This window comes from Paenibacillus sp. OSY-SE (genome assembly GCF_000283315.1).
GTDB lineage: Bacteria > Bacillota > Bacilli > Paenibacillales > Paenibacillaceae > Paenibacillus_B > Paenibacillus_B profundus.
Genome location: NZ_ALKF01000148.1, coordinates 24224 through 36902, shown reverse-complemented (window position 1 = coordinate 36902; position 12679 = coordinate 24224). Strand labels below are relative to the sequence as shown.

At 52.4% G+C, this 12679-nt stretch carries 13 protein-coding genes and 1 riboswitch; of the genes, 12 read left to right on the top strand and 1 reads right to left on the bottom strand.

Annotated elements, in window-relative coordinates; genetic code table 11:
• Window positions 1-310: 310 nt before the first annotated feature.
• Window positions 311-1441, bottom strand: coding sequence for a DUF4261 domain-containing protein (locus tag A372_RS0104725; protein ID WP_019419695.1), 1131 nt, complete (start codon window positions 1439-1441; stop codon window positions 311-313).
• A gap of 530 nt (window positions 1442-1971) precedes the next feature.
• On the opposite strand from A372_RS0104725, the gene A372_RS0104720 reads away from it, so the two are divergent.
• The 12 genes from A372_RS0104720 to A372_RS0104665 all read left to right on the top strand — a co-directional run bounded on the left by A372_RS0104720 (window position 1972) and on the right by A372_RS0104665 (window position 12609).
• Window positions 1972-2892, top strand: a complete 921-nt coding sequence (locus A372_RS0104720; protein WP_019419694.1) for a methyl-accepting chemotaxis protein — start codon at window positions 1972-1974, stop codon at window positions 2890-2892.
• Between the two features lie 188 nt (window positions 2893-3080).
• A riboswitch (cobalamin riboswitch) is annotated at window positions 3081-3252 on the top strand.
• A 174-nt stretch (window positions 3253-3426) separates the two neighbouring features.
• Window positions 3427-4059, top strand: a complete 633-nt coding sequence (locus A372_RS0104715) for a cobalt-precorrin-8 methylmutase (RefSeq protein WP_019419693.1) — start codon at window positions 3427-3429, stop codon at window positions 4057-4059.
• A gap of 14 nt (window positions 4060-4073) precedes the next feature.
• On the top strand, window positions 4074-5195 hold the full coding sequence (gene cbiD, locus A372_RS0104710; RefSeq protein ID WP_019419692.1) for a cobalt-precorrin-5B (C(1))-methyltransferase CbiD: 1122 nt from the start codon (window positions 4074-4076) through the stop codon (window positions 5193-5195).
• Window positions 5192-5797: a cobalt-precorrin-7 (C(5))-methyltransferase gene (locus A372_RS0104705; RefSeq protein ID WP_019419691.1), complete on the top strand. Its 606-nt coding sequence runs from the start codon at window positions 5192-5194 to the stop codon at window positions 5795-5797. The genes cbiD and A372_RS0104705 overlap by 4 nt, the downstream gene beginning before the upstream one ends.
• Window positions 5787-6362, top strand: coding sequence for a decarboxylating cobalt-precorrin-6B (C(15))-methyltransferase (locus A372_RS0104700; protein ID WP_019419690.1), 576 nt, complete (start codon window positions 5787-5789; stop codon window positions 6360-6362). Before A372_RS0104705 ends, A372_RS0104700 begins: the two co-directional genes overlap by 11 nt.
• Entirely contained in the window at window positions 6359-7108 is a 750-nt protein-coding gene (locus tag A372_RS0104695) for a cobalt-precorrin-4 methyltransferase (RefSeq protein WP_019419689.1), read from the top strand. Before A372_RS0104700 ends, A372_RS0104695 begins: the two co-directional genes overlap by 4 nt.
• On the top strand, window positions 7095-8156 hold the full coding sequence (locus A372_RS0104690) for a cobalt-precorrin 5A hydrolase (RefSeq protein ID WP_019419688.1): 1062 nt from the start codon (window positions 7095-7097) through the stop codon (window positions 8154-8156). Before A372_RS0104695 ends, A372_RS0104690 begins: the two co-directional genes overlap by 14 nt.
• Entirely contained in the window at window positions 8153-8878 is a 726-nt protein-coding gene (gene cobJ / locus A372_RS0104685; RefSeq protein ID WP_019419687.1) for a precorrin-3B C(17)-methyltransferase, read from the top strand. The genes A372_RS0104690 and cobJ overlap by 4 nt, the downstream gene beginning before the upstream one ends.
• Entirely contained in the window at window positions 8875-9609 is a 735-nt protein-coding gene (cobK, locus tag A372_RS0104680; protein ID WP_019419686.1) for a precorrin-6A reductase, read from the top strand. Before cobJ ends, cobK begins: the two co-directional genes overlap by 4 nt.
• An 18-nt stretch (window positions 9610-9627) precedes the next feature.
• A complete protein-coding gene (cobA, locus tag A372_RS0104675; protein WP_019419685.1) occupies window positions 9628-11127 on the top strand; it encodes a uroporphyrinogen-III C-methyltransferase in 1500 nt (499 codons plus the stop codon).
• Complete coding sequence (locus A372_RS0104670; RefSeq protein WP_019419684.1) at window positions 11124-11912, top strand: sirohydrochlorin cobaltochelatase; 789 nt, start codon at window positions 11124-11126, stop codon at window positions 11910-11912. Before cobA ends, A372_RS0104670 begins: the two co-directional genes overlap by 4 nt.
• Window positions 11905-12609 (top strand): cobalt-factor II C(20)-methyltransferase, encoded by a 705-nt coding sequence (locus A372_RS0104665; protein WP_019419683.1) that lies wholly within the window; start codon window positions 11905-11907, stop codon window positions 12607-12609. Before A372_RS0104670 ends, A372_RS0104665 begins: the two co-directional genes overlap by 8 nt.
• Window positions 12610-12679: the final 70 nt, after the last annotated feature.

Here is a 12679-nt window from a genome sequence, read left to right as displayed (position 1 = left end):
GCTTTCGTCAATGTCATTATCTCCTGTCCCATAGTGACATTATCTCAGAACAGTTATAGGGTGACATTATCACAGAAGAACACAGTGGATTGAAATCCACTTGACTATTTGATACTATATGTGATATTATGTCGCATCCTACACGGATGCGTGGATTGAAATGAAGAATAGTGCAACTACCTCATCAGCACGGGATGTGTCGCATCTAACGCAGATGAGTGCATTGAAAAAATTAGAAGAGTGAATAAGTTGCAGCCGTCGGAGCACGACAAAGAGCAGGAAGCATAACGCTTCACTGCTCTTTTATGTATCAAAATTCGACTTTAAGACTGTCTCCGTTAACATATACGCCCTCAGAACGGGTAATCGGCAGCTTCTGTTCAGCCGTGAAGCCGATCGTTTCGCCATCTCGTAAAGTGATGTCCTGCTCTACGACATAAGCGGAAATATCAATCAGGAAGTTGCGCAGCTCGGCAGGGGCTGCCTGACTGTCGAGCACTTCGAATTCGTCCTTGCCGAAATGCTCCAGCCCGACCGTATATCCGTTCGTCCCTGCTTCCGTTCTGACCAGGCCGAAATGTACCAGATTTAATAAAGGATACTCGTCTCCAGACTTCATCATCTCGGCCAGCTCCACAAATAGTTCAGGCTGAAAGACGGTGCCGGATGAATAGAGCCCGATTGCATTCGGGAGCTTCAAGCAGCTGGCCGCCAGCTTGGTATACAGCCTTCCGCTGTCGAGCGGGGAGGCGGAGCGGGTAAATACAGCCAATATGATTTGAGCCACATGCGTTTTGGTGATCTCCGCGGCCTCCTGCCAGAGGTAGTTCCCTTGCGCGTAATGTTCGGCCTCGCCGTCCGGTATGGGAGCATCGACAAAGCTTACGGCCAAGGTGAAGGCCTCCACCTCAAAAACCAGGATTCCCTCCTTTTCTTCCTCGGAGTTCTGACCTTCTCCCTCTGTTGGTGAACAGGAGATGTTCCAGTCCTGGAGCAGGTTCGACTTGATCTGATCAAGATCGCACTCCGAAGAGTTAAGCAGAACGAAACCGTTAAAAATGCCAGATGATTCCTTTTCAGGCTCTGCAGCATCATTTTGCGCTTGTTCCGCCTCCAAAGCGGCCGCTTGCTTCATCCAATACTCGCGGATCATTTCGACCGTCGCAATCGCTTCCTGCTCCGCAGTAGCTGGATCATAGGGCTGCATCTCACTGAACACATGGCCGCAATGCTCCGTGTCAGACGGAGTTTCATAGCCGCCGCAGACGCCGAGGAGCCATTTTCCGAGCATTATCTTCTTATACTTGAATATGTAGTAGTGCATGTTGTGCAGATCAAATTCCCCTGCGATCTCAATCTTGCTAGGTTTCCGACCGAGTTCATGTTCATCAGCCAGCCATTCTATCATGGATTGCATTGCCGCCTGTTGTTGGGCTATCATTACATCTCTCCTCTCCCTTACCATAATATTGTAATGTGTCGGCGCCATCTTTTAAAGTAAACAGTTTGTACGTTCGTTGCGCTCTACCACTCTTTTTGAACAAAGGAGCGAAGTAACTCAACAAAGAGTTTTTGCTGGACAACAGGAAGCGGTATGACGTATTGTTCGTCTGCCATGCAGGCGAGATTTTTTGTTTCAAAGGTGGTGAGATCTATGTTATATAATAAAAAAGTCCTGAAGCATATTGAACATCAGCTTAGAAAATGGGATGAAAGTAATACCAATTCATAAAGATAGAGGATTATTTACATAAAAATTGGTAGATCTTATTCGCAGTATGTCCACATGACACAAGCTGATCATTCAACAATGTGCAAAGATCGAGGTGCCGGACTGAGGCTTAGCCATCAGCCAGCGGCTGCGCCATCTCATGGGCAGGGATACAGAGGTCGTAATCGAACCGGGGGCAAGCAGGTATGGATGGCACGCCTGCCTGCTGCAATGGCATGAAAAAAGGGAGATGTGCATGAATGAATAGTGGCATGAGGCAGAAAAGTACACAAGTGCTGGAGGAGAAAGCGGTGCTGGCCGCATTGGAGCAGTCGCTCGCCATGATCGAGTTTAACATCCAGGGTGAAGTTCTTTGGGCGAACAATCTATTTGCTCAGACGATGGGGTATACGGCGTCAGAACTTGTCGGCAAGCACCATCGGATGTTTTGCACGCAACAGTTTGTCGGCAGTTCGGAGTATGATACGTTTTGGGAGAATTTGCGGAACGGTATAAAATTTCAACAGAAAATCGCCCGGGTAGCGAAAAATGGGGACCTGGTGTGGCTTGAAGCAACGTATATGCCGGTTCTGGATGATACCGGCCACACAGTGGCTGTCTTGAAGGTGGCGACCGACATCACGCCAAGGGAAAACGCCGCCTCCCGAATGAAGGACGAGCTGCGGCTGATGGCGGAAGAGTTGCTGAAGCGGACGGAAGAAGGCGTGGAGCGCAACCAGCAGGTTGCGGCAGCCATTCAGCGCGCGGTGACTGACAGTGAAGAAAACTTAACCCTCCTGCGGCAATTGGAAGATGAATACAAGTCCATCAAAGGAATTGTTCAGATGATCCAGGATTTTGCCTCACAAACCCACCTGCTGGGCCTGAACGCGGCGATTGAGGCGGCCCATGCCGGGGAGCATGGCCTAGGGTTTCAGGTGGTTGCCGCCGAGGTACGGAAGCTGGCGGAGCATGTCCAAGAGGCGGCCAAGGAAGTCCAAGCCGCCATCGAGGGAATCGCCGATAAGGTAGGACATGTCGGCGGGGGGACGAAGAACTCCCGGGACGCAATCGTCGAATGTCAGCATCAAATTAAGCAAGCCACTGAGGAGTTTGCCAACATCGGCAAAGCAGCGGGTAATCTGGATGCGCAGGCGAAAACATTGAGTTTAATGATGTAACGAGGGTTGGACATTCATATCACAAAGAAATCAAAAAGAGCGTTTTAGCCCGTCAGCAGGCTTGAAACGCTCTTTTTGTTGTCCGGCAAATCGACGTGCAATGAGTTCCGTCACAGGCGGCGCTATATCAATCAAGCTATGATTCATCATAGAGATTCACGCAATTCAATTACAGAAAATTCAACCTGATAAAAATTGAATAGAAAACTGAGCGGAGATCAGGGAAAGAGGTGCGATTCCTCTACAGGCCCTAGCTACTGTGAAGCGGACGAAATCCCATTGATGTCACTGGAACCATTGCCGGGAAGGCGGGAAAGTAGAATGATGCCAAGTCAGGAGACCTCCTCTGTTCAGCCTTGCAGCAACTTCTAAGGGAACAGTTGTCTATAGCAGAGAACCCAGGCACAAGTGTGTTCATTTCATAACATACTTGGATACTGCTTTTTCTTCGTATGGACACGAGACCTTTAGGTTTCGTGTTTTTTTGTTCCCTTTTTAGAGGTTGTAAGTTAACTCGGGACAGGAGAGGGAAAGATGGATTACATCAAAAATCCCAAGCGGATTGAAGAAAAAAGCTTTGAAATTATACAGGAAATCATTACGGAAACAAGACCTGAATATGCGTTCCGCAATCGTGAAGAGGAGCTGGTCATGAAACGGGCGATTCATACGACGGCGGATTTTGATTATTTGGATAATCTCGTGTTCACGCATGATGCCTTGACGAAAATACGCGAAACGATCCGGCAGGGCGGCATCATTTTTACCGATACGAATATGGCCCTGAGCGGCATGAATAAAAAGCTGCTGGAGCAATACGGCTGCCGCTACCGCTGCTACGTCAATGAGCCGCAAACGGCGGAAGTTGCCCAACAGCAAGGCATCACTCGCTCCATGGCCGGGATTCAGCTTGCTGCCAGAGAGGCAGGGCGGAAATTGTTTGTCATCGGCAATGCGCCTACCGCCGTCTATCAAATTTTAGAGATGGAGGCTGCCGGCGAATTGGATGTAGAAGCCGTCGTCGGTGTGCCGGTTGGATTTGTCGGAGCGGCCGAATCGAAAGAAGCGCTCTATGAAAGTGACATTCCGGCGGTCGTTGCCCGCGGGCGGAAGGGCGGAAGCAATCTGGCGGCGGCCATCATGAACGCCGTGCTGTACGCGATGTAAGAAGAGGTGGCCCGATGGCAGACTACGTGTATTATGAGGGAAAAAAATTGCGCAAAGGCTATACGACAGGCACTTGCGCGGCTGCGGCGGCCAAAGCGGCTGCGGCCATGATCATCAAGCAGGAGAAAATAGCCGAAGTTAAGATAATCACGCCGAACGGAACATGCTTGCAGCTTCCGGTGGACAAGCAGCAATTCGATCGGCATACGGCAACGGCCGCCGTTCAAAAAGACGGCGGCGATGATATCGATGCGACGCATGGAATGTGGATTTTTGCGCAGGTCACCTTGAATGCGAACGGGGACATCAGAATCGACGGCGGGCAAGGCGTCGGGCGCGTGACGCAAAAGGGCATTGCGGTCCCGGTCGGGGAAGCGGCCATCAATCCGGTGCCGCGCCGAATGATTACTGCGGCCGTGCGGGAAGAGATCGGCCCCGATCGAGGGGCGGATATCATCATTTTCGCGCCGGAAGGCGAAGAGCGCGCGGAGCGCACCATGAACAGCCGCCTGGGGATTATCGGCGGGATTTCCATTTTGGGAACGACCGGAATCGTAACTCCGATGTCCGAGGAGGGGTGGAAGCAGTCGCTGTCCATCGAACTCGAAATGAAAAAAGCGCAGGGTTTCCGGAAAGTGATTCTGGTTCCCGGGAATTACGGGGAGCGCTTCGTGGAAGAGCAGCTTGGCATTGACGGCAAATATGTGGTCTCCATGAGCAATTTCGTCGGCTACATGCTCAAAGAAACACAGCGCCTCGCGTTTGAACACGTGCTGATGGTAGGCCATTTAGGCAAATTAATTAAAGTGTCCGCCGGTATTTTCACAACGCACAGCAAAGATGCCGATGCACGGGCAGAAATTTTGGTGGCGAATCTGGCGCTTGCCGGCGCGCCTCTTCCCTTGCTCCAGCGAATTGCGGCCTGCACCACGACGGAAGCCGCCGGAGAAATTATGGTCGCGGAAGGGTATAGCGAGGTTTTGCAGACCATTACGAACAAAGTGAAGCAACGGGCAGAAGAGTTTTTGAAATACAGCAAACCGATTGTGGATATCGACGTCATCACGTTTTCAACCGAACGGGGAATGCTGGCTTCCACTTGCGACATCTCAACCATCAGGGAGGCATGGCGATGATTCATATTGTCGGAATTGGCCCGGGAAGCCCGGAGCTGATGACAGGTGCGGGCGCTTTACTCATTCAGAAGGCAGATGTGATTGTCGGCTCGAAGCGGCAGCTGGGCGAAATCCCGCAGGGCAACCCGGCCGAACGCAAGCTTCTGCCCACGCAGCTCTCGGAGCTGGAAGCATTTTTGCTGGAAAGGATCGGTCAGGACATCGTGCTGCTCGCTTCCGGAGACCCGTTAATATATGGCATCGGAAATTGGGCGTTGCAGAAGTTCCCGCCGGAACAGCTTCAGATTGTTCCCGGGATCAGCTCAATCCAATATTTGTGCAGCCGCTGCGGCATTGCCATGAACGACCTGTACATGACGAGCAGTCACGGAAAACAGCCTGATTTCGACTTTCTGCTCGCGCACCCGAAAGTGGCGATGGTCACGGACAGTAAGCTTGGACCGGCGGAAATCGCCCAGGAAATTCTGCGGCGGAAGCTCCACAAAACGCTCGTTATCGGAGAAAATCTCAGCTATCCCGATGAACGGCTGCACCGATTGAAGCCGGAGCAAGTTGCGGCTCGATATGACATGAATGTGGTGGTGATTTTGGATGAGGGATGAAGCCTTTATTCGCGGCAAGACGCCCATGACCAAGGCGGAGGTCCGTGCCGTATCCATTGACAAATTAGCGCTGGACGACACGAGCCGCCGTTTTCTCGACGTTGGCGCCGGCACGGGAAGCGTAGCGCTTCAGGTTGCGAAGATGTTTCCCCATGTGTCGGTAACCGCGATCGAACGGAACGAAGAGGCGTTGTCATTAATCGAACAGAACCGGCGGCAGCTGGCGCTTGACAATGTGGAGATTATGGCGGCAAAGGCTCCCGTCCCGCTGGACAATACCGCGTTTGACGCTATTTTTGTCGGCGGCAGCGGGGGGGAATTAACGGGGATCATCGATTGGAGCCATGCCTTGTTGCAGCCAGGCGGCCACCTTGTGCTCAATTTCATCTTGATGGAAAATGCCCTCGAAGCGGCAGCCTATCTCGAAAAAGGGCCCTGGCATGAAGTCGAGGTGATCCAGCTGCAAGTGTCGAAGTGGCATGAACTTGGACAAGGGCATTATTTTAAGCCCCAAAATCCGACCTTTATTATCGCTTGCCAAAAAGAGAGGAGCGGGACAGCATGACGAAAGTGCATTTTGTCGGGGCGGGGCCCGGAGATAAAGAACTCATTACATTGCGAGGGTACAACCTCCTGAAAGAGGCGGATGTCGTCATTTATGCAGGTTCGCTGGTTAACCCGGATTTGCTGGAGTACTGCAAAGAAGGCTGCGAAATCTACAACAGCGCTATGATGGATTTGATGGGGATTATCGATTGCATGGAAAAAGGCGTCAAGGCGGGGAAGCAAGTCGTCCGACTTCAGACCGGAGACTTTTCGATCTATGGGTCGATCCGGGAACAAATCGAGGAAATGAAAAAGCGGGATATAGAGTTCACCTGCACGCCTGGGGTAAGTTCATTCCTCGGGGCCGCCTCGCAGCTCGGTGTCGAGTATACCGTGCCGGAAGTGAGCCAAAGCGTAATTATTACGCGCATGGAAGGCAGAACGCCGGTTCCGGAGAGGGAATCGCTGCGATCCTTTGCCGCGCACCGCACTTCGATGGTTATCTTCCTGTCGGTTCAAGCTGTCGAGAGCGTGGTGTCGGAGCTTGTGGCAGGCGGTTATCCGGAAGATACGCCGGCGGCTGTTATCTATAAAGCGACCTGGGCGGATGAAAAACAAGTAACGGGAACCCTGCGGGATATTGCCGACAAAGTAAAGGAACAGGGCATCACGAAAACGGCGCTCATTATGGTAGGGGATTTTCTGGGCGAGACATTTTATTATTCCAAGCTGTACGACAAGGATTTCTCGCATGAGTACAGATAAGAACACCGCCATCATTGCGGTCACGGAACACGGCAAAGCGCTTGCAGCCACGATCAAGGAGGCGCTGGCGGCAGATTGCTTTGTTCCAGAAAAGCTGCAATCCGAAGGATTTGCTGCGCTTCAACCGGATTTTGCAACCGGGATGCGTCTCCTCTTCCAGCAATATGATGCTCTTGTCTGCATTATGGCTGCGGGAATTGCCGTCAGGACGTTGGCTCCCGTCATCTCGGACAAGCTGTATGATCCGGCGGTGGTAGTGATGGATGAAAAAGGACATCATGCCATCAGTCTATTGTCGGGACATGTGGGCGGAGCCAATGAATTGAGCCGGAAGCTGGCGGATCTTACGGGGGCGGCAGCCGTTATTACAACGGCAACGGACGTTCAGAAGGTGGCGGCGCTCGATATGATCGTGCCGTCCGTGCCTGCATGGATACCGGACTTTCGCGAGAACTGCAAGCGAATCAACGGTCTGTTGGCTGCCGGGAAAACAGTGGGCTTATATGAGGAAGTGCCGGTAGAGATAGACCGGCGGGGATTCATCTCGATTACGAATCCGCATGAGCTTCCGGAACAGGCAGAAGCATTGGTATGGGTCACACATCGATATCGTCTGCCGGAATCGAACGTATATACGGTGAAAATGGTCCCGCAGACACGCGTGCTTGGAGTCGGATGCCGCAAACAGACTGCGCCTGAGCACATGATGAAGGCCTTTACTGAATTTTGCATCCAGTATGATGCCGATCCGCATTCCTTTTCTGCCATTGCCAGTATCGATATCAAAAAGAATGAACCGGCCATCAAGCAATTAGCGGAAAAATTGAATTGTCCCTTCATCACGTATACGGCAGATCAGTTGCGCGAAGTCGCGGGCAAATACCCGGTATCCGAGTTCGTCAGGCAGACCGTGCAGGTTGGCAACGTAGCGTTATCCGCAGCCGATCTGGCCAGCGGGGGCCGGGTATTGACACCAAGGTTCGCCGCCTGCGGGATCACAATGGCCATGGGAGACAGAACGAAAATGAGCAATGGGGTGAAGGCATGATTTATGTTGTAGGAATTGGGCCAGGCGAGAGAGAGATGATGACCGGAGAGGCGCTGGCAGCCATTCAAAAAGCGGATGTGATCGTGGGATACATTACGTATATCCGGCTGATTGAAGAACTTATTCAGGACAAAGAAGTGGTCAAAACGGGGATGCGGAAGGAAATCGACCGCTGTCAGGAAGCCGTCGATATTGCGAAAACGGGAAAAACCGTGGCGGTCGTGTCCAGCGGAGATGCCGGGATTTACGGCATGGCCGGCCTGATTCTCGAGATTCTGGACAAAGAGCAAGCATCGATCGACGTCGAAATCGTGGCCGGCATCACGGCGAGCATCGGCGCGGCGGCAAGACTGGGAGCGCCCCTGATGCATGATTTTTGCCATATCAGCTTAAGTGATTTGATGACGCCTTGGGAAGTCATCGAGAAGCGGGTGAAGCTGGCGGCGGAAGCTGATTTTGTCGTCTGCTTCTACAATCCGAGAAGCAAAGGCCGGGCGAATCATCTGAAGCATGCCTTGGAATTGATGATGGCCTATAAATCGCCGGCAACGCCTGTCGGCATCGTGAAGGATGTTGGCCGCAAAGAAGAAAGAAAAATCGTGACGACGATGGCGGACATCGACTATGAAGAGGTGGATATGACGACGATGGTTATCGTCGGCAATAAGGAAACCTATGTTTCCGGCGGCCGAATGATCACGCCACGGGGTTATTCTCTATGATCCTGATTTTCGGCGGGACTTCGGATAGTCTGGATATTTGCGATTGGCTGCATGCCCGCGGGCGGGATTATATCGTCTCCGTGGCGACCGAATATGGCGAACAACTGGCGAAGCAGCATGCCGAACATGTCATCTGCCAGCGGCTGGATGAAGCCGGCATGTGCCGGGTGATGCGCGAGAAGGCGGTCTCTCTGGTCATCGATGCGACCCATCCGTTCGCTGTGGAAGTGTCCGGGAATGCAATGAACGCAGCCGATAGCATGAATATTCCTTATGTTCGCTATGAAAGGTCATCCGGCCAGGCAGACCATCTGCATCTCGTTCGCGATATTGATGAAGCGTGCCGCGCCGCATCGGCGTTGGGCAATCGGATTTTTCTGACGACCGGAAGCAAAAACTTGCCGGAGTATGTCGCAAAGCTCCCCGGAAAGCATGTGATCGCGAGAGTGCTTCCTGTGGCGGAAGTCATTGCCGCCTGCGAACAGCTCGGTTTGCTGGCTGACCAGATTATCGCGATGAAAGGACCGTTTTCCCAAGCATTGAATAAAGAGCTTTTTCGACAAACCGGCGCGGAAGTGATGATTACGAAGGAAAGCGGGGCCAGAGGCGGCTTTGCCGAGAAAATAGCCGCTTGCCAAGAGCTCGGAATTCCTTGCGTCGTCATTCGGCGGCCGGCGCTGCCATACCCGGTTGTCATTACAGAAGTAGAAGAACTTGAAAAATATGTGTGAAATAAAGGGGGGAAATCGATGAGCGGCAAGGTTGTTCTTATCGGAGCCGGACCCGGCGAAGCCGGTCTGTTAACCGTGAAAGCCCTGGAGTTCTTAAGACAGGCAGATGTTATCGTCTATGATCGCCTGGTGGATCCAGTGCTTCTGCAGGAGCGCAAACAAGACTGCGAGCTGATCTACGTTGGAAAAGAGCCATCTCATCATCCGATTCCGCAAGCGGAAATCGAGCAAATTCTCGTGAATCAGGCTAAGCTGAACAAATTAGTCATTCGCTTAAAAAGCGGCGACCCTTATGTGTTTGGGCGCGGAGGGGAAGAAGGCGAAGCCCTGTATGCCGCAGGCATTCCCTTTGAAGTCGTTCCTGGCGTCACATCGGCTATCGGAGGGTTGGCCTATGCCGGAATCCCGGTGACGCATCGGGATTTTGCCTCCAGCTTCCATGTCATTACCGGACATTTGAAGGAAGGAAGCGATCCGCTCGATTGGACAAGTTTAGCCCGGCTGGAGGGCACGCTTATTTTTCTGATGGGGATGACCCAACTTCCCTCGATCTGCACGAACTTGATCCAGCATGGACGCCGCCCCGACACGGCAGCAGCCGTTGTCGAATGGGCATCAAGATCCCGCCAGCGGACCGTTACCGGAGATTTAACGACGATTTGCGGCAAGGTGGCGGAAGAAAAAATCGGGGCGCCAGGGTTGATCGTCGTCGGCGATGTGGTCAAGCTGCGGGACAAATTGAACTTTTTCGAGCGGGCGCCGCTGTTCCGGAAGCACATTCTCCTTCCGCGCGCGCGTGCCGGGAGAAGCGAGCTGGCCGCCAAAATTACGGCGCTAGGCGGAGAGGTTACCCTTTATCCAGGTATTCGAATTGAAAAACTTCATGATCCGGCTCAAATGAACGCGATCATGGCATCATTCACAGAGTATGAAGAAATACTGTTTACTTCTGCGGAGGCCGTATCCTTGTTCATCGAGGCATTGCTGGATTACGGGAAGGATAACCGCACACTGAGCGGTATCCGCCTGACGGCGATTGGGAAGCAGACGAAGGAGAAGCTGCGTGAATATGGGCTTGCCGCTGACAGCCTCATTGCGAGACGTTCCATGGAAATCATCCGTCAAGCCTGTGCCGGGAACTGGCAACAAGGGACTAAGGTGCTGCTGGCAGGAAGCGCTAAGTATACGGCGCAATTGGCAGAAGAACTGGGTGGAGATGCTGAGTTCGCTGCTTTGCCGCTATATCGGGAAGCATTGGAAGCGGAGCGGCCTTTTGACTTGAACAGGTATGATATCGTCTGCTTTTCCAGTTCCGCTTCGGTAGATCATCTGCTCTCTGTGTTGAGCAGGGAAGAACAAGCGCTGCTTCGCTCAAAGAAATTGCTGTCCATCGGCCCGATGACCAGCCGGACGATACGCGAGAAGGGGCTGGACGTATATCGCGAGGCGGAAGCAGCGCTGCCGGATTCGCTTATTGAGTTGCTTTTAGAAGAAGCCGGGGAGGTTATGCCGACATGAAACAAGCGATACTGGTCGTCAGCTTCGGAACAAGCTATCCGGAGACGCGTGCCAAAACCATCGAAGCTTGTGAAAATAAGATCAGGGAAACGTTTCCCGATTACGATGTGTTCCGAGCATTTACATCCAACAAAATTAGAAAAAAACTGGCGGAGCGCGATGGCCTTCATATTGATGCGCCTGCGCAGGCGCTCGAAAAATTGAAAGCGGCCGGTTACGCCAAGGTCATTATCCAATCCCTGCATCTCATTAACGGCGAGGAGTTCGAAAAAATCGTATGTCAGGCTCTGCCATATCGGGAGCAATTCGCTCAATTGCTTATCAGCAAGCCTTTGCTGGACAGCTATGAAGATTACGGCAAAGCGATTCAAGCCGTCAAAGCGCAATCGCCGAGCCTGGCCGGGGATGAAGCGCTGGTGCTGATGGGACATGGCTCGGAGCATCATGCATTCAGCGCATACGCCTGTCTCGACCATATGCTTGCCGACGAGCCCATTTATATGGGCACCGTGGAAGGCTATCCCCCGCTGGAACGTGTCATCGAACAACTCAAGGCAGCGAATGTCCGGAAGGTCCATTTGATGCCGTTCATGCTTGTGGCCGGGGACCATGCGATCCATGATATGGCATCGGACGAAGGGGACTCATGGAAATCGCAATTGATGCAGCAAGGATTCGAAGCAGCCGCTTATTTGCAGGGACTTGGCGAGAACCCTCTCATTCAGACCCAGTTTATCGAGCATATCCGAACGGCGATAGAGAAGGAGATGGTAGCGCATGGCTAAGTTTTATGGCATCGGGACAGGTCCGGGAGATAGCGAGCTATTGACGATGAAAGCCGTTCATACTCTGGAAAAGCTGGATGTGCTCTATACGCCTGAAGCGAAAAAAGGCGGAGCCAGCCTTGCGCTGAAGATCGTTTCTCCTTATTTGCCGGAGAGTCTGACGGTGAAGCAGCGCCATTTTCCAATGACTTACAATCAGGAGGAAAAGGAGCAGGCATGGGAACGCATCGCTGCGGAGATTAAAGCGGATGTTTTGTCGGGCAAGAATGCCGGATTTATTACGCTGGGAGATCCGATGATATATAGCACGTACAGCTACTTGCTGGAGCTGCTGCGGGCGGAGATAGAGACGGAGACGATTGCGGGGATTTCCTCGTTCTCCTATATGGCCTCGCGTGTCAGCTGGCCGCTTGTTATGGATGAGGAATCGCTGGCGGTCATTCCGGTCACTTCCGGGGAGGATGCGCTTCATCAGGCGCTGACCGGCTTTGACACGATTGTATTAATGAAGGCAGCGAGCAATATGCCGCTGGTGCTCCGGCTTCTGGAGCAGCACCAATTGCTGGAGAAGGCGGTGCTTGTCAGTGATGCATCCATGGCTTCCGAAAAGATTACGTACGGGTTGAACCAGCTTCATGGGGATGAAAAGCTTTCCTATTTCTCCACGATTATTGTGAAAACTGATAAACTTCGTTAAGCGTAATGAAATGCCGGCAAAAAAATGAGTCGCTATCTCTTTAAAACGTAATAATTACACATAAATAACG

What these genes read in the sequence shown, in the direction of transcription:
- cbiD (WP_019419692.1), top strand. Translation starts at nt 4,074, where the DNA reads ATGGCAGACTACGTGTATTATGAGGGAAAAAAATTGCGCAAAGGCTAT.
- A372_RS0104665 (WP_019419683.1), top strand. Translation starts at nt 11,905, where the DNA reads ATGGCTAAGTTTTATGGCATCGGGACAGGTCCGGGAGATAGCGAGCTA.
- A372_RS0104705 (WP_019419691.1), top strand. Translation starts at nt 5,192, where the DNA reads ATGATTCATATTGTCGGAATTGGCCCGGGAAGCCCGGAGCTGATGACA.
- cobK (WP_019419686.1), top strand. Translation starts at nt 8,875, where the DNA reads ATGATCCTGATTTTCGGCGGGACTTCGGATAGTCTGGATATTTGCGAT.
- A372_RS0104700 (WP_019419690.1), top strand. Translation starts at nt 5,787, where the DNA reads ATGAGGGATGAAGCCTTTATTCGCGGCAAGACGCCCATGACCAAGGCG.
- A372_RS0104720 (WP_019419694.1), top strand. Translation starts at nt 1,972, where the DNA reads ATGAATAGTGGCATGAGGCAGAAAAGTACACAAGTGCTGGAGGAGAAA.
- A372_RS0104690 (WP_019419688.1), top strand. Translation starts at nt 7,095, where the DNA reads ATGAGTACAGATAAGAACACCGCCATCATTGCGGTCACGGAACACGGC.
- A372_RS0104670 (WP_019419684.1), top strand. Translation starts at nt 11,124, where the DNA reads ATGAAACAAGCGATACTGGTCGTCAGCTTCGGAACAAGCTATCCGGAG.
- A372_RS0104725 (WP_019419695.1), bottom strand. Translation starts at nt 1,441, where the DNA reads ATGATAGCCCAACAACAGGCGGCAATGCAATCCATGATAGAATGGCTG.
- cobA (WP_019419685.1), top strand. Translation starts at nt 9,628, where the DNA reads ATGAGCGGCAAGGTTGTTCTTATCGGAGCCGGACCCGGCGAAGCCGGT.
- cobJ (WP_019419687.1), top strand. Translation starts at nt 8,153, where the DNA reads ATGATTTATGTTGTAGGAATTGGGCCAGGCGAGAGAGAGATGATGACC.
- A372_RS0104715 (WP_019419693.1), top strand. Translation starts at nt 3,427, where the DNA reads ATGGATTACATCAAAAATCCCAAGCGGATTGAAGAAAAAAGCTTTGAA.
- A372_RS0104695 (WP_019419689.1), top strand. Translation starts at nt 6,359, where the DNA reads ATGACGAAAGTGCATTTTGTCGGGGCGGGGCCCGGAGATAAAGAACTC.